The following is an 18,395-nucleotide window of genomic DNA, read 5'->3' as shown; positions in this document are numbered from 1 at the left end:
TTTCCTTAACTTTTCTGGCTGACAGTAATAAATAAGTTTCCTAACCTGGAATGGTGTTCTAGGAAAATCAACCAATAACGAAGGAAATCGATAATGAAATTCACGCATCCAACCCAAAAAATACTGGAAATTACCGAGATTAACCTGGGAATCCTGGAAAGTTTTCCGCCTAAGCTGCTCGTTACTGTCTTTGGTACCGTCCCTACGCCAGGCTGGTCTAATCCACAACTGGTACCTTACACCTACGTTCAGGCACCACCCGACGGGATTTATGACTTTGATTTTGTCGCATCTCCGCCTAAGGATATTGTGGCTCAAGTGATCGGTCCGATTCGAGTAAAAACTGAGTTCTTTGCCGAAGGCGTAAAGGGCATTCGAGTTCATGCCACGCTAAATAGCAAAGAGGTAATCCTGAATCTTCAGGAGATGGCCTGCTCGGAAACTTAAACCATCTAAATAAATCTCATTTCAAAGGAAATTCATCAATCTATATATCGATCTGAGACGAAAGAGATAATTATGAAACGTGTGTTGAACAAAATCTTAGAGAAGAAGCAAACCTACACTAATTTACCTTTATTCCAATTTATGCGCGACTCCAGCCTGACTGAAGAGGAGCGAATGGCTTTCTATCCTTGTATGGCGCACTTCATCCTGAGCTTCAGCGATATCAATAAGTATATGCTACGCGAGGAACCCGCAACTGATGCATATCAGCAACGGGTCAATATTCACACTTATGAGGACGACCATCACTGGCCTTGGTATTTGGAGGATTTCACTAAACTCGGTTTCGACCGTCTGTGTAGCCCAACGTCGTGGATGCGATTTCTTTGGAGCGATGAGACGCGCCAAAACCGCATCCTGACCTATCGACTTGCAACTCTCATCTCCAATGCAAATGCAATAGAGCGCATTGCCGTTATCGAAGCAATTGAGGAGACCGGAAACGTACTCTTTAGTACTATGCTTAGTTTGGCAAAGGCAATTGAAGCCCGACGTGGGATTCAACTGCGCTACTGTGGAGAATTTCACTTTAGCCTGGAGTCCGGCCATTCAGTCGGCAGCGATCGCGATGAGATTGCAGAAATTCCGATGGACGAGTCAAACCAGGTACGTTGCCTGGCGATCGTCGATGAAGTCTTTGCGCTATTTGAGGCATGGACAAACGAACTGCTTCACTATGCAAAACACTAAACAGAGGACAGTCTCATGGCTCAGAAGATTCTCGTATTAGGCGGACATGGTTTCATCGGCAAAAGCCTCATGAAAGTACTTAGCAACTCTAACTATGAGGCGATCGCCCTATCGAGAAGGAATAGATTAGACCTAACCCGCTACGAAGATATAAAATACTTCCTCAGGTTATATCGACCGAAAGTAATCGTTAATCTTGCCGCGCATGTCGGCGGGCTGCCCTATGTAGCTAAGCGACATGCGGTTATTTTTTCTGATAACACGCAAATGGCGCTCAATTTATATCGAGCGATTCAGGATGTTTGTCCCGAAAGCGTAGTTATTAATCCACTTTCCAACTGCTGCTATCCTGGGCAGGCAGAAATTTATACCGAGTCCGACTGGCTAAAGGGAGACGTTCACCCAAGCGTTTATTCCTACGGTAATGCCAAGCGATTTATCTATAATCTGGCCGCGTGCTATAAAATGCAATTTGGGATTGATACCCGCCATTTCTTCATTCCCAATGCGTTTGGCCCAGGTGACTCTACAGATGCGACCAGGGTGCACGCACTCAACGGCATGATTATCAGGATGTTGAAGGCAGAAATGGCTCGACAACCAACTTTTGAAATTTGGGGAAGTGGCGCGCCAATTCGCGAATGGATTTATGTTGAAGATGTGGCAAAACTGCTCGCTCTAGCGATCGATCGCGATCTAGCATTGCCCGAACCTATAAATCTTGCTCAGGGAAAGGGATATACAATTCGAGAATCTGCCGAAGCGATCGCTCTAGCGATTGGCTTTCGAGGTGAGTTAGTCTTTCGCACCGACTATCCCGATGGTGCTCCCAGAAAGATAATGGATACCAAACGCTTTCAACAAGTTTTTGGAGATTATCAATTCACCGATACCTATGATGGCATTTGTAAAACAGTTGATTATTACCAAAATGTCGATCTATCCTTCTATAAAGTCGATAGACATAACTTGCATTCACCCATTGCTCGCGATCGAGCCTGATATGGCTGCAGATGGATCTGCGATTGTAGGGGTAGGGCTGTACCTCAAGATCGTCCCCTTCGATCTGTAACTGCTATATCTTCTCGATTGAAGAGGGGTGGGCACGGAGCACTACCCCTCTGAGAATACCCCTGGATCTCAAGCGATCGGGTTCGGTAAAGTTAATTCCAAACCAAAACCGATCAAAGTTCCCACATCACGGGCAGCGCGATCGTAAATCTCAAGCGACCACGTTCCTTGAATGCTCTTCCCCTTAAAATTTGATAGGGATGGAATTAGAGTCTCATCATAAACCTGTTTCAGGTTCTGAGTTGCGCCACCTTTGCGGTTGTGCAAGACAATTTTCTCTGCGCCCAAGCTGCTAGGGGGTATCAGGTTTATTTCCAGATCGCCTATGAAGGTATGCAGAATATCGATTGTAACGGAGAGCCTGCCGATTGGTTGAGTTTCAGCCACATCAATTGAGACTTGCACTGATTGTAAGTCCGGGAGAGGCTGGTTAAAATTGCGACTGATGAGGATAGAGTTTGTGGGTTTGGGTTTGGCAAGCTTCACGGCTGTTTCAGCGTTTAAGCGACCGTAACCGTAGAAATCGCTTCGACCTTGCGCATCATACTGTCCGCCCTGCGGATCGATTTTATCGCAGGCTTGGCGCAAAATATCGCGCACTTCTGTTCCCTTCAGATTTGGGTTAACAGAAAGCACTAAAGCTGCTATTCCTGCCGCGCCCGGACAAGCACTGGAGGTTCCACCAAAGTCATTAGCATAATTTCCACCCGCATCTCCCAACTGAGAATTGCCTGGATTGTATCCCCGCGCCCCAACTCGATCTATCGTCCAGATCCCGGTTGTGAGGGCATCGGGATGGTTGAAGGGGGGGTGTCCAAAATCGCTGCTAGGGAAACAGCACCACACTGCTTTTCCGTAGTCGCTATAGACGCTGCGCTTACCGCGATCGTTGCAGGCTGCAACTGCAATTACGCCTCCGTAGCTGGCATATCCATCATTATCGACGCTCTCATTACCATTACCAGCAGCAAATAGGATGACGCATCCTTTCCCTCCTCTACCCTTGGTAGTTGCATAGTCCAGGGCTAAGCGCGTGCTTGCAGGCAGTGGTTCGAAGTGTTTGTGCTGGGGATCTCCAAGATTCCACCATTCCCCATCTGCTGGCCCCCAACTGCAAGAAATGACATCAGCACCATTATCAGCAGCCCATCTGAAGGCGTTTGCCTCTTGTTGAGATCCCAAACCAGATGCCAAGCGAATTGGGATTAACTTAGCTTCTGGAGCGACACCTGAAGCCCCAAACGCCCCATCCGCGCAGGCTACACCCGCGCACGCCGTGCCGTGGTTGTCTGGATAGCGGCGATCGAAATCTTTAGGACGCGGATCGCTCGTGCCGAGCGTTGCATCGCGGGTTGCGATAGCCTTCCCCGTTCGACTTAATTCTGGATGATCGATATCAATACCATCATCGATTACGGCAATGGTGGTGCCAGTCCCTTTAGTGATGAGATGCGCAGCCTCAACATTGGCGCTAGCTGCAATGAGAATGCCGTTAACCGTGGTTGTCTTGAGGTGCCATTGGGGTGGGAATATACCTTTTTTGGCACGACGGCGCAAAAGCTCTGGATGGCAGAATTCAACATCGCTGCGATTTAATAAGGATACAGCTAAATCGAATATCTGCGCTCCCGTTCCTTCAGGTGCGGCAACGAAAAAGGCATTTGTAGCATAGGTCAGTTCTTCCTTGACAGTCAGTCCAGCCTCCCTAATAACTGCTTGACAATCCTCGGGATCGGCCTCATCAATAAACTTAATAAAAAGGTTCTCAGTATAGATGTATGGCTCGTTGGATGCCTCGTCCACAAAAACTCCACCTGCAAAACGGATGTCAGGCATCATGCGAAGCGATTGTTTGCGTTCGTCCAGAGTGCGTCGCCCGGAACTTGCATCAACGCGATAGACTTCTACCCCTGCTTCGGGAAAGTCCAAAACTAGCTGACCGTCAGCGACTTCTGCGGCTGCGCTCGATTGAACTGGCCCCCTCCGCAGGGAACGGGTGGATCGAGTCCGCACGGCAATTAAATCGTCGCTGCGCCGTAGAGAGATAGAAGGTTCGTCCTTTCTACCAAATTTTACCTCTGGCATAGTTCAATTCTCCAATTTTTATACTAAAGCAATAAAATAACTAGTTATTGATAGGCAAATCAAGCTCATTTCATCAAGCACTGATAATCGGCAAGAAAACTAATTTCCCCTTTATGGGATTTATGGGCACTGCTTTTAGAATGCTACTAGGATGTAGCGATTATGCTGTTTAAGAGGATGGATCTGCAACCAACTCAATGTGCTTTTCCGCATCACAAAAGTTTCGATGCCTTATATAGTCATACTTTTGAAATCAACTTAAGTATTACTTGGGAAAACTATGTTTATAGACACTTAAGTTAAGTTTATCGCAGTTATCCTCTCATGCGATCGCGAAAATTATTTAATTTTGTAACGCTCAAACTTCATGTCGATTTACACCCCAAACTGTGACATGTTGCCATCATCGCAGCTTCTATCTCCAAGATGAATGTCAGCTTAACTCTATGGCTCCCAACACCTTCAATGCTATTTTTTGCGATCCAGTCAATCCAGTGGGACCTGTGATGTTCTTACCTTCATAGGGCCTGGGGGTTCTGAGCGTAGTTAAACACTCGCCTGTCTTGACATCCCACAACTTAATTGTGCCGTCGCCACTACCACTGGCTAGACGCTTTCCATCGGCGCTAAGTGCGCCCAATAGGTATGCCCTTGTAGGGTTTGCAATAGTTCTCTCGTATTGATATCCCACAACTTTACCGTCCGATCGGCACTGCTGCTGGCAATCAACGTGCCCTCTCGATTGGGAGCGATCGCTGCGTTTACAATCTGCATGACCGCTCTGTCAATTTATACAGCCTTCGGGTCGCCCAACAAAAAACTAAGCAATCCATGTGAGGATTGCAAAGATTAGTCGGTAGTACTATAGATCTGATGTTGCAGCCTAAATCGGTAGTTTAAGCTCAAATCGATTAATGAACAATCCAATTACTACATCTTGTATCACAACCGACGTGGAATATGAAATCTCAAGAAACACCATCAGAGCAACTAAGTTTTAGTACGAAATTAACCTATGGAGCTGGATACTTAGCGATCGCGGCTCCCTCTACAATCCAAGCACTATTTTTTCTGTATTTCCTGACAAATATAGCGGGTTTAAACGCGTCTTTAGCTGGAATGGTGTTGCTGATTGGTAGAGTTTGGGATGCTATTAACGATCCGTTGGTTGGATGGTTGAGCGATCGCACTCAGTCTCGTTGGGGGACTCGATCTCACTGGATTTTGTGGGGTGTGATTCCTTTTGGCATTTTCTTTGCAATGCTCTGGGTCGTTCCTAATTTTGGTCTCGGCTTCGACTCCCGCCAGAATAGCCTATTTTGGTACTACGCGATTGTTTCTATCCTATTCGATACTGCTTTTACAGCGATTACAGTGCCATACCAAGCTCTTGCACCTGGGCTTACCCAGAGCTACACGGAGCGTACCAGTTTGAGTAGCATCCAGTCTATGTTCACGATCGGTGGATCGATCGTATCTTTAGTGTTAGCCCGAACAATTTTCTCAATTGTCGCTAACTCTACTCTTCAGTATCAGTTAGTGGGTGGGGTATTTGCAGGGTTTGCTGTACTGGTGATGTATTTCAGCGCGCTGAGAATCCGCAGACAGGTTAAAACAGAGCAGTCAAGCGAGCAACCCGTTCCTTCTATAGGACACACTTTTCGTTCGCAGTTGCATCTAATTCTCCAAAACCGCTCGTTTTTGTGTGTGGTTGGCATCTATTTTTTTTCCAACTTAGCGATCAACGTGATGCTGACCACCACACCCTACTTCATCGTGAATTGGATGAGGCTATCAGATCGAATCGTTACTCAAGTGGTGCTGGCGGCTCAGGTGGCGATCGTCCTCACGCTGGTTGTTTGGAATGCAGCGAGATATAGAGTAGATAAACGAGTTATTTACTCGATAGGCATACCCATTGCGATTTTGGCGCAAATAGGTATGTTTTTTCTGCAACCGGGGCAGGTGGTTTGGCTGTACGCACTAAGCGTACTGAGAGGGATTGGAGCTTCAGTTGTTCTCCTAGTTCCATTTTCTATGTTGCCTGATGTGGTCGATCTGGATGAACTTTTGCATGGACAGCGTCGGGAAGGTATTTTTTATGGCTTTATGACTCAATTTCAGAAATTTGGAGCAGCGATCGCTCTATTTGGGGTTGGCAAATCACTAGACTGGGCAGGATTTGTGTCCAACGTTGCTGGACAGCAAGTTTTGGCTCAACCCGATGCCGCACTTTGGGTGATTCGCCTGATATTTGGGCCAGCCACAGCTCTCCTTTTAGGATTGAGTCTAGTTTTGGCTTACTTTTACCCGATTACCCGCCAAGACCATGCAATCATTTGTCTGAAGCTTAGCCAACGAAATTAGCAACTGATTCCAGTTCAATTGCTCCCAATGCCTTCAGCGTCATTTTTTGAGCTTCAGTCAATCCGATAGCACCTGCAATGTTCGTGCCTTCATAGGGTCTGGGTGTTCTGAGTGTAGTTAAGCACCCACCTGTCTCGACATCCCACAGCCTAATCGTGCCATCGCCACTACCGCTGGCAAGGCGATCGCCATTCGGGCTAAAAGCAACTGAATGCACCCAATAGTTATGCCCTTGTAGGGTTTGCAATAGTTCTCCCGTATTGATATCCCACAATTTCACTGTCCGATCGGCACTGCTGCTGGCAATCAACGTGCCCTCGCGATTGAGAGCGATCGCTAAGATCCGATCTGTGTGGTCGGAGAGTGTTCTTGCTATTTGGCCCGTACTCAAATCCCAGATTCTAATAAGGCAATCTGCTCCTCCTGTAATAAGCGCTGTCTGGTCAACACTAAATTTGACTGATAGAACGGAATTGGGATGTACAAAAGTTTGGATAACCTGCCCGCTCTGGACATCCCACAGCTTGGCGGTATAGTCGTCACCACCACTGGCAAGAACCTGTCCATTTGAGCTAAAGTTCACAGACCACACCAAATTGGTATGCCCTTGCCATCTCTGGAAAGCCTGTTCGTTATTGACTTCCCAAAGCCACACACCCTGATCCATACTGCCAGCAACCAGTTTAGTCCCATCGGGGCTAAAGTCGATCGACAATGCCCAGTGTGTATGTCCTTCAAACGTGCGAATCAGAGAACCCGCATTTGCTTCCCACAGTTTGATGGTACTGTCATCGCTTCCACTGGCAAGGAACCTGCCATCGGGACTAAAGGCAATCGACCATACTCCGTGGGTGTGCCTCGATAACCTTTTCACATGTTCGCCAATATTGGCATCCCAAAGACTGACAGTGAAATCCGCGCTACCACTGGCAAGCACCTGACCATCTATACTCCAGGCTACGCTAAGAACTGAATTGCTATGCCCTTGCAAAGTGTTGAGCAGTTTTCCAGTGCTCACTTCCCAGAACTTCACAGTTTGGTCTTCACTACCACTGGCAGCGATTGTGCTATCAGCGTTAAGTGCCACTGCCATCACCCAGTAGCGGTGACCCGGCAAGTTTCTTAAGAGTTTTCCAGTGGGAACATCCCAGAGCTTGATGGTGCGATCGTCGCTGCCACTAATGAGAATTCGACCGTCAGTACTGAATTGCAGGCAGCATATCCAGTGGGTGTGCCCCTCCAGGATCTTCACCAGTTTTCCCGTGAAGGCGTTCCACAGTTTGATGACACGATCTCCACCACAGCTTGCAATGGTTGCACCATCGGGATGCCAATCCACGGACAGAATGATGCCATCGTGTCCTGGTAAGGTCTTTAGAAGTTGACCTGTGCTAACATCCCAGATTTTGATCGTACGATCGAAGCTACCACTAGCAAGCTTGGTGCCATCAGGACTAAAAGCTAGGGACTTGACCGTGTTTGTATGTCCTTGCCAGGCTTGCAGTAATTGCCCAGTCTTGGCATCCCATATTCGGATAGCGCGATCGAGACCGCCACTGGCAATCGTAGTGCCATCGGGACTAAAGGTAACAACGCGGAGGGGGCTGTGTCCTGGTAACGTTTGCAGCAGTTGCCCCGTACGGGTATCCCATAGTTTGATACTGCCATCTAAACTACTGCTAACTACGGATGCTCCATCAGGACTAAAGTCAACCGATCGCACCCATTGAGTATGTCCGATTGCCTGCCAAAGAGGTTGGCCGTTGGGAACGCGCCACAGTAAGACCTGACCAAGTGAGTCTCCTGCAACGAGCGACCTCCCATCCGAGCTGAAAGCAACGGTAAAAACTCCACTAAACGTTTGCTTGAAAACCGATTTTGAGAAGTTGGCATGGGCAAAGTTAACTCGATGCAGATCTGTATCCACCAGATAGGCTTGCCAAATACTTAAATGAGAGAAGTCGGAACCGCTCAGATCGAGCTGAAGTTGGTTCAATAGGTTGAGAATATTCCCGCCAGCATATCCAACTAAGCTGTGAGATTCCCTTAGCTCGTGCGACGCAGTCAATCGCAGCTTGTCTAAAATACTTTTCAGTCGATATTCCACTTCTTGCTTCAATCGCCATTTGTCCACAAGTCTTTGCGCCAATGGTGCTAGGATGACGCGAATTTGACTCTCTCGGATGTAGTCCTTTGCCTGAGCTAAAATCAAGGCATGACTGATAAACAAATCTAACTCCTGCGTCTCCAACTCTTCGCAGATATGTCCTAGCAACTGTTCCGTCACATACTCCATCACCACAGGTTGTAAAGTGAAACTGCCAACGCTTTTCTCAATCAGCGATCGCTGCGCCAAAGATAGCAGTGCCTCCAGTAAAGTATGCTGAGGCGGACTGGGAAAGAAATCCTCCCGCAACTCTGCAAGTGCTACCCACTCGCGATCGATTGCCAGCCAGTACATCACCTGCTTCTCTAAGTTCGATAGGCGATGGAATTGTTGGCCGAGGAGTAAATTAATATCGCCAAAGGCGATCGCTCCTTGGGTTAAAAATTCTGAAATACTACCGTCGAAAATATCCCGCACTGTCGTCGAAACAATTTTAAGTGCGAGAGGATTGCCTGCGTAAGTTTCGGTCAAATGCTCCCAATCAGCTTCTGTTTGCGAGAAGCAGCCATCAACTTTAAAGATCTCTAGAATCTCAGTCTTGCCCAATCCGGCTAAAAGCAGCGATCTAGCGGGTAGTTTGTCTCCCTCAAATGGAAACAATATTCTAGGTTTTACGCGACTAGTCAGAACCAAACAGCTAGAATGAAATTTGCTACTGACTTCTCTGAGCAGTTCGTTATATCCCTCACACCCCTCCCTATATGGCCTCGACCCATCGCTTGTACTGCTTAAAACTGCGTCGAAGTTGTCAAAAATCAATAAACAGCGGTGAGAACGAAGATAGTCCATTAGTTGAGAGATTTGTGCTTCAACCGCCTGAGATATTACAGTTGTCTGTTGCCGAGAGAGATGTTGAATTGAGGTAGTCAATACTTCTGCGATCGGAGGAGCATTGCGCAGCGATTGCCAGATCAGAAAGTCAAACTCATCCTGGATTTGCTCGGTTAGTTTTGCGACTAGTGTGGTTTTGCCAATCCCTCCCATACCCAGGACGGACACCAAGCGGCAGCGATTCTTTTCAGGATGCGTACCGCTGCCAACAATCCACTGCTGCAACTGCGCAATTTCTGTACTGCGCCCGTAGAACGATGTAACATCGATTCTTTCTCCCCAATACTGGCTACTGGTGGTGTCGAGCGATCGCCTCAATGCCGGATCTATTCGATCGCTGACCGTAGAGTTGGCCGCGTCAATTTCTTTGTGTGTTAGGGCTTCTTCAGAAGCGATTGCTATAGTCTCGATAGGTGTGCTCTCAGAGGAGAGAGGCGATCGGGCATTACCTTTTTGACTAAGGTAAAACTGCCGCATGATTACTTCCTGCAAGTTCTTCTTGGTGACTTGCTCGCCAAATTCCTGAGTAAGTTGTTGCCACAATTGGTAACCGACATCGCGAACGTAGCTGGCATCATAACCGAGGTACTGTGCAATCTCTGGGTACGTCAATCCCTGCCAAGCATAACGAAAGACCGATTCCTGGATGTCTTTAAGTTTTTGCTTTTGCAGAAGGGTGTCAAGTAGGGCTAAGGCTTCTTCAGCAGTCATAAGCACGATTCATGGCACGCATCCATACTACATTTTACACCTCGTTCTAGCGATCGCCATCCGATCTTTTCCGACATTCTTTCCTGATTTTTCCTGAACTTTTCCGGCAGACAGCAACAAAAAATTTTCCTATTCTGAAAGCGTGGCGATGAAACATTAGCAAACATCTCACATTATCCAACTTCAACAAGGAGAATAAATCCATGATTGAGAACATCAAAGATTTGCTGCAAAATGCTCAACTGCTGCAGCAAGTTAAGGAAACTGGCAGCCTGTTAGATGCCATTAAACTTATTACAGCTGCTGGAGCGCAAAAGGGTTACTCTTTCACTCAAGGGAGCGTAGCTCAGGCGATCGGCGAGCTAATGTTAGAGAAGCTCGAACTCCCAGAAGGGGAGTTACTTGCAGTTGCTGGGGGGTATATTCCCTGGAACACACAGACAGTAACACATGGAACACCTGGAGTTTGTTGTCTATAGAACTAGTTGGCGATTTCAATTAATAGTAAAAGGAGAATAATCTCATGATTGAGAATATCAAAGAACTGCTGCAAAATACTCAACTGCAACAGCAGGTAAAAGAAGCTGACAGTCTGGCTAAAGCAATTAAGCTGATTGCAACTGCTGGCGCGCAAAAGGGCTACTCTTTCACCCAAGAGAAAGTAGCTCAGGCGGTCAGCAAGTTAATGTTAGAAGAGCGCGAACTCTCCGAAACCGACTTGCTCGCCGTTGCTGGTGCGGCTAGATGCGGAGAGACTATGTGTGGTGGTACAAGCGTTGTGATCTTGTAGTGTTGCTGCCAATTGCTCGTTAATGCAATGTGCTGATGAAATACTCGCAAACATCTCTCATTGTCTAATTTCATCAAGGAGAATAATCTCATGATTGAGAATATCAAAGAACTGCTGCAAAATGCTCAACTGCAACAGCAAGTAAAAGAAGCTGGCAGCCTGGCAGATGCGATTAAATCGATCGCAACCGCTAGCGCGCAAAAGGGCTACTCTTTCACTCAAGAGAAAGTAGCTCAGACAATCGCCGGACTCATGTTAGAGAATCGCGAACTTAGCGAAGCTGACTTACTGGCAGTGAGTGGCAGCAGGTGGTGCTGTTCGGATACGACGTTCGATACGACCAAAGTGAGATCTTGTCTCTACGCCGCCGATGGCGTTTGTTGATATAGACCACCATTCCGAGCCACTCGACTAATTTCTGGTTGAGTGGCTTCCAAACTACCCGAGATTGACGTCTCTGTTTGCAGGAAGGTGGCTTCTTCCCTGCTTAAAGGATTGTCAGCGATCGCTTTTCCCTTACTTCTACTTTGTTTAGTATTTATAGCTATATTCAACAGGATTAGGACGGGGTGCAGGGGTAGAACCCCTGCGTGGGGGCTACGCCCCCACACCCCTCATACTAACAGATCTGAATATAGCTATATCCACCTCTTATTCTCAGGAATTGCCCTATGCCTCAGATATCAATTACACCTCCAGTCAACTGCTCTCATACAGATTTAGTATCGATTGTTGCTAACGCCAGCACGCTGTGGGAACGCCTCGATTCAAATCGCTTTAGTAGGGATAACCTGCGGACAAACGAGTCGGAAATCGATCGCCGTCTCGATCGTTGGTGCCAAGTCACTGCCCGAGGCGATTGGGAAACTTTTCAGAGACGTTTGCAGTGGCAAGGCTTGAATCTTAATACGGTTCGCTCTCGGTTAGGAGCTATACAATTTAATACAACTCAGTCATTGCCGGAATGGGCAGAAACCCTACAACAAATTATTGAGACAGCCACGGGATTTTCACCTGCATCTCAACCATCTCTGCCAATCGATCCAGACAATCCGATTCCCTTTGAAGATATTCTTCTACCCGCGATCGCAGTTGGCAGGCAGAAACTCTTGACTGGCTTCGGTTCTCTCCAACATACGGAGGATACCCTTCCCCTATCTATTCTCTCAGAAGCAGCATATCAGGCTTTAGAGCGCAGTTTGCTGGAACGGCTGGAAGGAATTTGCACCAGGACGCTAAATTTTGAATTTTCTCAGGTTCGTCCCTTTGGTCAGAATTTGCTTACTTTGCTGGGTTTAGACATGGAAAGCGATCGCAGCAAAATCCACTATACTCAGTTTGTCGAGCGCCTGCTGCAAGATGGTTTATTAGCTTTTTTTCAAAAGTATCCAGTCCTCGGTCGGTTAGTGGCATCAGCAGTAGATTTTTGGGTTGAATTCGCAACCGAGTTCCTCGAACGTCTTGTCCGGGATCGAGCGGACATCCAGCGTATCTTTAGCTCGACAACAGTTCCATTTTTCCAAAACAAAGTCACAGCTATCCAAACCTCTCTTTCCGATCCCCATAAGCGAGGTCGATCTGTCATTGTACTAACCTTTGAGTCTGGGTTTAAGCTCGTCTATAAACCTAAAGATTTAGGACTAGAAGTTGCCTTTAATGAATTTTTGAACTGGTGTAACCAGCGCAGCCAGTTCCTGGATTTTAAAGCGATTCAGGTGCTTAACCGGAGCGATTACGGTTGGGTAGAATATGTCGAGCACCAACCTTGCGCGGATGAGGCTGCTGCGTCGCGCTTTCACCAGCGAGCTGGGATGTTACTGTGCGTACTTTACGTCCTCAGAGGAACTGACTGCCACCACGAAAACCTAATCGCTCATGGTGAGGACTTAGTATTAATCGATATGGAAACTCTGCTGCACCATGAAGCAAATTTGATTGAAAATTCACCATTTATCCAGGAGTTTGAGACAACCGCAGCACAGCACCTTTGGGACTCCGTACTGCGCACGGGACTACTGCCCCGCTGGGACTTTAGTAGCGATCGCCGCATTGCCTATGACATCAGTGGGTTGGGCAGTAGCGCTCCCCAGCAAACTTCCCGAAAAGTTCTTCGCTGGAAAGCAATCAACACCGACCATATGCACCAGCAGTACGAGCCTGTAGCATTTCCTCTTGAGAAAAACGTGCCGCGCTTAGGTGCAATAGCTTTGTCAGCCAACGATTATCAAACGCAAATCGCTATGGGATTTGAACAGATGTATCGTTTCTTGATGGTAAATAGGGATGAGTTACTGGCTCCAGAAAGCCCACTTGCCGATATGCAAGATCGACAGATTCGCTTTATCTTCCGCGCCACCCGCATTTACGGTACTATCTTGCAAAATGCATGGGCACCCGATTATCTAAAGCACGGAGTGGACTATAGTATTGAACTGGATCGCCTCAGTTGTGCTTTTCTAATTGCTCAAAACAAACCTGATGCTTGGCCGATCCTGGATGCAGAACTGCAAGCTATGGAGCAGTTAGACTTTCCCTTTTTTACTGCTAGCGCTGCTTGCGATGAGTTGAGTGTAGGCAAAAGCCAGGCTATTCCACACTACTTTCGCAAATCCAGCTACGAGCAAGTGCTGAACCAATTACAGACGCTCGATCTCGCTGACCTAGCGAGACAAATTGCCATAATTCAAAGCTCCTTTTACGCTAAGGTAGCTCAAACCTCAAGCGATAAAAGCGAGCAATGGAATGCTGAGACATTACCGTTGCTGAATTCGGAACAAGCGATCGCGGAAGCAAAGAAGATTGCTGCTGAAATCGAGGCTAGAGCCATTGCAGAACCAGATGGCAGCCTTAACTGGATTGGCTTAGGTTATGAAATTAAGTCTGAACGATTCCAGCTACAGGTGTTAAACGATAATCTGTATGAAGGCCGCTGTGGGGTGTCTCTATTCTTCGCCGCGCTCAGCCAGGTATCCAGCGATTCTCACTTTCGCAATCTAGCCTTACAGACACTACAGTCTATGCGGCGGCAGATCCAGACTATAGATCGAGAATCTCAGCAGCGCATTGCCCGTCTGAACGGAATTGGAGGAGCGTCAGGTGTAGGCTCGACGATCTATACATTTGTGAAGATAAGTCAATTCCTGGATGATGCAACGCTCCTGCAAGATGCTTGTTCTCTGTCCAATTGGATAGCGCCAGAGCTAATTGCGGCAGATCGGCAATTGGATATTTTTAGTGGAGCAGCCGGAGCGATGTTAGGGTTATTGTCTCTGTATGAGGCTACAAAAGAGGCATCGGTATTGCAGAGAGCGATCGCCTGCGGACAGCATCTAATCGCCCATCAGGCCAGCTATGAAGGTTCGCCTCCAGCCTGGTCAACCCTTGGGGCAAAACCCCTAACAGGGTTTTCCCATGGAGCTGCTGGCATTTCCTATGCACTACTACGGCTTTACGCTGTCACCAATAACCGTGACTACTTAGAAGCTGCCCTAGAAGGGATTGAGTACGAGCGCAGCGTTTTTTCCGAGTCTCATGCTAACTGGCCAGATTTTCGTGGAGCAGGACAGGCAGGACAGCACAGTTTTCTAACTCAGTGGTGTCATGGTGCAACTGGAATTGGATTGGGACGTTTGGGCAGCTTCGAGATTGTGAAAACACCTGAAGTCGAACGCGAGATTGAAGTTGCTCTACAAACCACTCAAAAATATGCCTTGCAAATAATCGATCATCTCTGCTGCGGCAATCTGGGTCGGGTAGAAGCGCTCTTAGTCGGCGCGCAACGCTGCTCCCGTTCTGATTGGCATCAGACTGCCTTCCAAAACGCAACAAATGTTGTGTCTAGAGCCAGGCGCACGGGAGCGTATCAACTGTTTCCCAACTTACCCAATTCTGTATTTAATCCTGGTTTCTTCCAGGGCACAGCCGGAATTGGTTATCAACTGCTTCGCTTGGCACAGCCAGATCGACTGCCTTCAGTGCTGTTATGGGAGTAGGAGCGATGAGAGATCGAAAAGGTCAATCCAGCGAAATTTCCGGAGGAGATCGGAAGGGAACGCGATCTATTTTTCGAGATGATGCGGTTCGCCGCTATATCGAAAGTCGCGAACGGTCAGTATTGCCCCGCATGGTCTCTCCGCAGATCTTTCTCTATCTTTGGGCGCTCTTGGGACTAATTGCCACCAGTGGCTTGTGTGCTTGGGTTGCCAAGATTCCCATCTATGCTTCTGGCCAAGCTATTGTCACGCGCTGGCAGAGTCGTGCCAGTCAAACCAACCAAACCAATGGCATAGATAAAGAAGCAGTTGTGGTAATCTTTTTACCTCCTCAGTACTTGTCGAAGTTGCGACCTCAGCAAAAGCTATTCTTGAAATTTGCTGGTATAGACGATCGCTTCAGTCGCACAATTCTAACCGTTGAATCAGAGATTCGCAGCCCCGATTCTATCCAAAAACAGTTTGCCCTTAGCCCCGGAGCTGCGCAGGCGATCGCCCAGCCCGTTGCAGTCGCGATCGCGCCGTGGGAGACTGCTCCTACCCAGTTACCTGCCAACGTGTATTTGGGAAGTTTGGGTCATGTCGAGGTTGAAATTGGTTCGCAGCGTGCTATATCCCTGTTGCCGATCGTGGGGCAATTATTTACTGAAGATGCTTTACCGCAAAGCTTGCCACAAAACTTTAAGTAAACCCAATTCCGTCACTGAGAAAATGAATGCATTCCCACACACAAAAAAAATTTACTCCCAGGTTGAGTCGCTCGGCAGGCGATTTAGGCATCTGCTTTCCTATGCTTTTGGTGCAAAAAAATTGATATCGCGATCGCGATATCGAGTTCCCATGAGGTTGCAACTTAGCGCTGTTGAATGCGGTGCAGCCTGTCTGGCTATGATTCTCAGCTACTTCGGTCGCGAAACAACTGTGGCTGAGTGTCGCGATCGCATGAACATTGGTCGAGATGGAGCGCTCGCCGAGACGATCGCTAAGTGCGCTCGCTCCTATGGATTGAGAGTGAAAGCATATTCTCTCGCAGATCTGGCAGATTTTAAATACGTGCAACTACCCGCGATCGCTCACTGGGAATTCAATCACTTCATCGCGATCGAGCGTTGGTCGCCGCAGCGAGTTGAAATCGTCGATCCAGCCTTGGGGCGAAGGCAGTTGACATCTGCCGAATTCGCAACGGGCTTTACGGGTGTAGTTTTGACCTTCGAGCCAGGGTCTCAATTTGAACGTCGCGACCGTAAAGATACGCGATCGTGGCGCAACTATTTGATTCAGTACGTGTTAGATAGACCTGGCTTACTCGCGCAAATCTTGGGGAGTTCTCTACTGCTTCAAGTATTTGGCTTAGCAGTGCCAATCTTCACCAAGATATTGGTCGATCGCGTTCTCCCACTCCAGATTGCCAGCTCTATGCCAATTCTAGCTGTAGGTATGGCGATGCCGCTTTTGGCGCAGGCAGTGACTAGCTATCTGCGCGCATCGCTACTGATCTATTTGCAAGCCCGCATGGATGCTCGCATGATGCTTGATTTCTGCGATCGCTTATTCGCCCTTCCCTTCAGCTTTTTCGAGCGCCGCACTACTGGCGATCTGTTGATGCGGCTGGCAAGTAACGCCACTATCCGAGAAACTCTTACAAGTCAAACTCTATCGATAGTCCTGGATGGTGCCTTTGTATTGGGCTATCTTGCACTTCTATTGGCTGAGGCTCCTATATTTGGTCTAGTTGTCTCGATCGCAGGCATGCTGCAGTTGGGACTTTTGTTCGCTACCACAGGGCGAATACACGATTTAATGCAGCGAGATCTACTCGCTCAGTCAGAATCCCATAGCTATCTTGTGGAAGCCCTGACCGGAATTTTAACACTGAAAGCATCTGGTAGCGAAGATCGAGCCTTTGACCGTTGGTCGAATCTATTTTTCAATCAACTCCATGTTTCATTGCAGCGCAACCATTTAGCGGCTGGGATTGATACAGCAATGCTAGCACTGCGGATGGGTTCGCCGCTCGTATTGTTGTGGGTGGGAGCGCTGTTGGTGCTGAATGGAACGATGAGTCTGGGAACGATGTTAGCATTTAACGCAATTGCTATGGCTTTTCTCGTACCTTTAGCATCTTTAGTATCCAACGGTCAGAAATTGCAATTAGTTGGCGCGCACCTGGAGCGACTGGTCGATGTTTTGACAGCCGAGCCGGAACAAAAGCTGCATGGGGTAAAAACCGCACCACCCCTGACGGGTCGGATTCAACTAAACCAGGTGAGCTTTCGCTACGACGAAAATGCCCCATTTGTCTTGCGCGACATTTCGCTTGAGATCGAACCCGGCCAAAAGATTGCTTTAGTAGGTCGGTCTGGTTCCGGGAAGAGCACTCTAGCGAAGCTATTACTTGGTCTGTATCTCCCAACTATGGGAGAGATTCTGTATGATGGCATCCCTCTCCAGGCTTTCAACTGGCGCACCTTGCGCAGTCAGTTCGGAGTAGTGTTGCAAGAGCCATTTCTCTTTAGCGGTTCCATTCGGCAAAATATCACGGTTAACAACCCCAGCCTCGATTTAGAACAGGTAGTGCAGGCAGCAAAGCTCGCCGCAATCCACGAAGATATCGTGCAACTACCGATGGGGTACGAAACTAGAATTGCTGAAGGAGGTTCTGGATTATCCGGCGGTCAGCGCCAGCGCTTAGCGATCGCTCGCGCTTTAGTCCATCAGCCTGCCATCATCCTACTGGATGAGGCTACCAGCCACCTGGATGTAATGACAGAGAGTTTGGTCGAGCAGAATTTAGATCGGCTGGGATGCACGCGGATTGCGATCGCGCATCGCTTAAGCACCATTCGCAATGCCGACACGATCTTCGTCGTCGATCGCGGAACAATAGTCGAACGAGGTTCCCATGAGGAACTTCTTAGTCAAAGAGGATACTATGCTTCTTTAGTACTTAGTTCAGATCTAGGAGAAATACCAAGTTTGACATCCTCTGTCGAGCGAAAAACGCGATAACAAACAATTTTGACAGATCCAAGTGGTTCTGGATATCCCATACTATTAGCCGAGGGATCGACAAGTACGTCCAGCAACTTCATTAGCAGCTATTAAAAGCAGCATACCTTTGCAAACAGGAAAATCTGTAAAGGGATGCTTTTCTTATGTATTGCTATAGCCAATAGGCTTAGGA

The 18,395-nt window shown here is 47.8% G+C and carries 15 protein-coding genes; 11 read left to right on the top strand and 4 right to left on the bottom strand.

What is annotated here, in order from left to right; all coding sequences use genetic code 11:
- The first annotated feature begins 93 nt into the window (after window positions 1-93).
- From PSE6802_RS0114160 to PSE6802_RS0114150, 3 genes are all read left to right on the top strand, one after another.
- On the top strand, window positions 94-447 hold the full coding sequence (locus tag PSE6802_RS0114160) for a hypothetical protein (RefSeq protein ID WP_019500717.1): 354 nt from the start codon (window positions 94-96) through the stop codon (window positions 445-447).
- Between the two features lie 72 nt (window positions 448-519).
- Entirely contained in the window at window positions 520-1,197 is a 678-nt protein-coding gene (locus PSE6802_RS0114155) for a hypothetical protein (RefSeq protein ID WP_019500716.1), read from the top strand.
- Window positions 1,198-1,212: 15 nt separating this feature from the next.
- Entirely contained in the window at window positions 1,213-2,199 is a 987-nt protein-coding gene (locus PSE6802_RS0114150) for an NAD-dependent epimerase/dehydratase family protein (RefSeq protein ID WP_019500715.1), read from the top strand.
- Between the two features lie 138 nt (window positions 2,200-2,337).
- Here the strand turns inward: PSE6802_RS0114150 and PSE6802_RS0114145 are convergent, their stop codons facing one another.
- The 3 genes from PSE6802_RS0114145 to PSE6802_RS34100 form a co-directional block, all read right to left on the bottom strand.
- Window positions 2,338-4,353 carry a S8 family serine peptidase gene (locus PSE6802_RS0114145; protein ID WP_019500714.1) on the bottom strand — a complete coding sequence of 672 codons (2,016 nt, stop codon included), beginning with the start codon at window positions 4,351-4,353 and terminating at the stop codon, window positions 2,338-2,340.
- 433 nt (window positions 4,354-4,786) lie between these two features.
- Window positions 4,787-4,993: a WD40 repeat domain-containing protein gene (locus PSE6802_RS33450; protein WP_156815521.1), complete on the bottom strand. Its 207-nt coding sequence runs from the start codon at window positions 4,991-4,993 to the stop codon at window positions 4,787-4,789.
- Window positions 4,960-5,127: a WD40 repeat domain-containing protein gene (locus tag PSE6802_RS34100; protein ID WP_019500713.1), complete on the bottom strand. Its 168-nt coding sequence runs from the start codon at window positions 5,125-5,127 to the stop codon at window positions 4,960-4,962. Before PSE6802_RS34100 ends, PSE6802_RS33450 begins: the two co-directional genes overlap by 34 nt.
- Here PSE6802_RS34100 and psbN point away from each other — a divergent pair.
- On the top strand, window positions 5,126-5,206 hold the full coding sequence (psbN, locus tag PSE6802_RS34465) for a photosystem II reaction center protein PsbN (protein ID WP_071592296.1): 81 nt from the start codon (window positions 5,126-5,128) through the stop codon (window positions 5,204-5,206). The two genes, PSE6802_RS34100 and psbN, sit on opposite strands and share 2 nt — an antisense overlap.
- A 107-nt stretch (window positions 5,207-5,313) precedes the next feature.
- Window positions 5,314-6,720, top strand: coding sequence for an MFS transporter (locus PSE6802_RS0114135; RefSeq protein ID WP_019500712.1), 1,407 nt, complete (start codon window positions 5,314-5,316; stop codon window positions 6,718-6,720).
- On the opposite strand, the gene PSE6802_RS0114130 is transcribed toward PSE6802_RS0114135, so the two are convergent.
- Window positions 6,704-10,429 (bottom strand): WD40 domain-containing protein, encoded by a 3,726-nt coding sequence (locus PSE6802_RS0114130; RefSeq protein WP_019500711.1) that lies wholly within the window; start codon window positions 10,427-10,429, stop codon window positions 6,704-6,706. The genes PSE6802_RS0114135 and PSE6802_RS0114130 overlap by 17 nt on opposite strands.
- Window positions 10,430-10,632: 203 nt before the next feature.
- On the opposite strand from PSE6802_RS0114130, the gene PSE6802_RS0114125 reads away from it, so the two are divergent.
- The 6 genes from PSE6802_RS0114125 (at window position 10,633) to PSE6802_RS0114100 (ending at window position 18,220) form a co-directional block, all read left to right on the top strand.
- On the top strand, window positions 10,633-10,908 hold the full coding sequence (locus tag PSE6802_RS0114125; RefSeq protein WP_019500710.1) for a hypothetical protein: 276 nt from the start codon (window positions 10,633-10,635) through the stop codon (window positions 10,906-10,908).
- Between the two features lie 44 nt (window positions 10,909-10,952).
- Entirely contained in the window at window positions 10,953-11,219 is a 267-nt protein-coding gene (locus tag PSE6802_RS0114120; protein WP_019500709.1) for a hypothetical protein, read from the top strand.
- A gap of 90 nt (window positions 11,220-11,309) precedes the next feature.
- A complete protein-coding gene (locus tag PSE6802_RS28995; protein ID WP_019500708.1) occupies window positions 11,310-11,603 on the top strand; it encodes a hypothetical protein in 294 nt (97 codons plus the stop codon).
- A 287-nt stretch (window positions 11,604-11,890) separates the two neighbouring features.
- A complete protein-coding gene (locus PSE6802_RS0114110; protein WP_019500707.1) occupies window positions 11,891-15,211 on the top strand; it encodes a type 2 lanthipeptide synthetase LanM family protein in 3,321 nt (1,106 codons plus the stop codon).
- A gap of 5 nt (window positions 15,212-15,216) precedes the next feature.
- Complete coding sequence (locus PSE6802_RS0114105) at window positions 15,217-15,900, top strand: hypothetical protein (RefSeq protein ID WP_156815520.1); 684 nt, start codon at window positions 15,217-15,219, stop codon at window positions 15,898-15,900.
- A 151-nt stretch (window positions 15,901-16,051) separates the two neighbouring features.
- Window positions 16,052-18,220 (top strand): peptidase domain-containing ABC transporter, encoded by a 2,169-nt coding sequence (locus tag PSE6802_RS0114100; RefSeq protein ID WP_019500705.1) that lies wholly within the window; start codon window positions 16,052-16,054, stop codon window positions 18,218-18,220.
- Window positions 18,221-18,395: the final 175 nt, after the last annotated feature.

This window comes from Pseudanabaena sp. PCC 6802, from assembly GCF_000332175.1.
Lineage (GTDB): Bacteria > Cyanobacteriota > Cyanobacteriia > Pseudanabaenales > Pseudanabaenaceae > PCC-6802.
This window is presented reverse-complemented; position numbering and strand designations above follow the sequence as displayed.

Bases quoted from the DNA above. Each gene is read 5' to 3' on its own strand.
- PSE6802_RS0114160 (WP_019500717.1), top strand. From the start codon at position 94: ATGAAATTCACGCATCCAACCCAAAAAATACTGGAAATTACCGAGATT.
- PSE6802_RS0114155 (WP_019500716.1), top strand. From the start codon at position 520: ATGAAACGTGTGTTGAACAAAATCTTAGAGAAGAAGCAAACCTACACT.
- PSE6802_RS0114150 (WP_019500715.1), top strand. From the start codon at position 1,213: ATGGCTCAGAAGATTCTCGTATTAGGCGGACATGGTTTCATCGGCAAA.
- PSE6802_RS0114145 (WP_019500714.1), bottom strand. From the start codon at position 4,353: ATGCCAGAGGTAAAATTTGGTAGAAAGGACGAACCTTCTATCTCTCTA.
- psbN (WP_071592296.1), top strand. From the start codon at position 5,126: ATGACCGCTCTGTCAATTTATACAGCCTTCGGGTCGCCCAACAAAAAA.
- PSE6802_RS34100 (WP_019500713.1), bottom strand. From the start codon at position 5,127: ATGCAGATTGTAAACGCAGCGATCGCTCCCAATCGAGAGGGCACGTTG.
- PSE6802_RS0114135 (WP_019500712.1), top strand. From the start codon at position 5,314: ATGAAATCTCAAGAAACACCATCAGAGCAACTAAGTTTTAGTACGAAA.
- PSE6802_RS0114130 (WP_019500711.1), bottom strand. From the start codon at position 10,429: ATGACTGCTGAAGAAGCCTTAGCCCTACTTGACACCCTTCTGCAAAAG.
- PSE6802_RS0114125 (WP_019500710.1), top strand. From the start codon at position 10,633: ATGATTGAGAACATCAAAGATTTGCTGCAAAATGCTCAACTGCTGCAG.
- PSE6802_RS0114120 (WP_019500709.1), top strand. From the start codon at position 10,953: ATGATTGAGAATATCAAAGAACTGCTGCAAAATACTCAACTGCAACAG.
- PSE6802_RS28995 (WP_019500708.1), top strand. From the start codon at position 11,310: ATGATTGAGAATATCAAAGAACTGCTGCAAAATGCTCAACTGCAACAG.
- PSE6802_RS0114110 (WP_019500707.1), top strand. From the start codon at position 11,891: ATGCCTCAGATATCAATTACACCTCCAGTCAACTGCTCTCATACAGAT.
- PSE6802_RS0114105 (WP_156815520.1), top strand. From the start codon at position 15,217: ATGAGAGATCGAAAAGGTCAATCCAGCGAAATTTCCGGAGGAGATCGG.
- PSE6802_RS0114100 (WP_019500705.1), top strand. From the start codon at position 16,052: ATGAGGTTGCAACTTAGCGCTGTTGAATGCGGTGCAGCCTGTCTGGCT.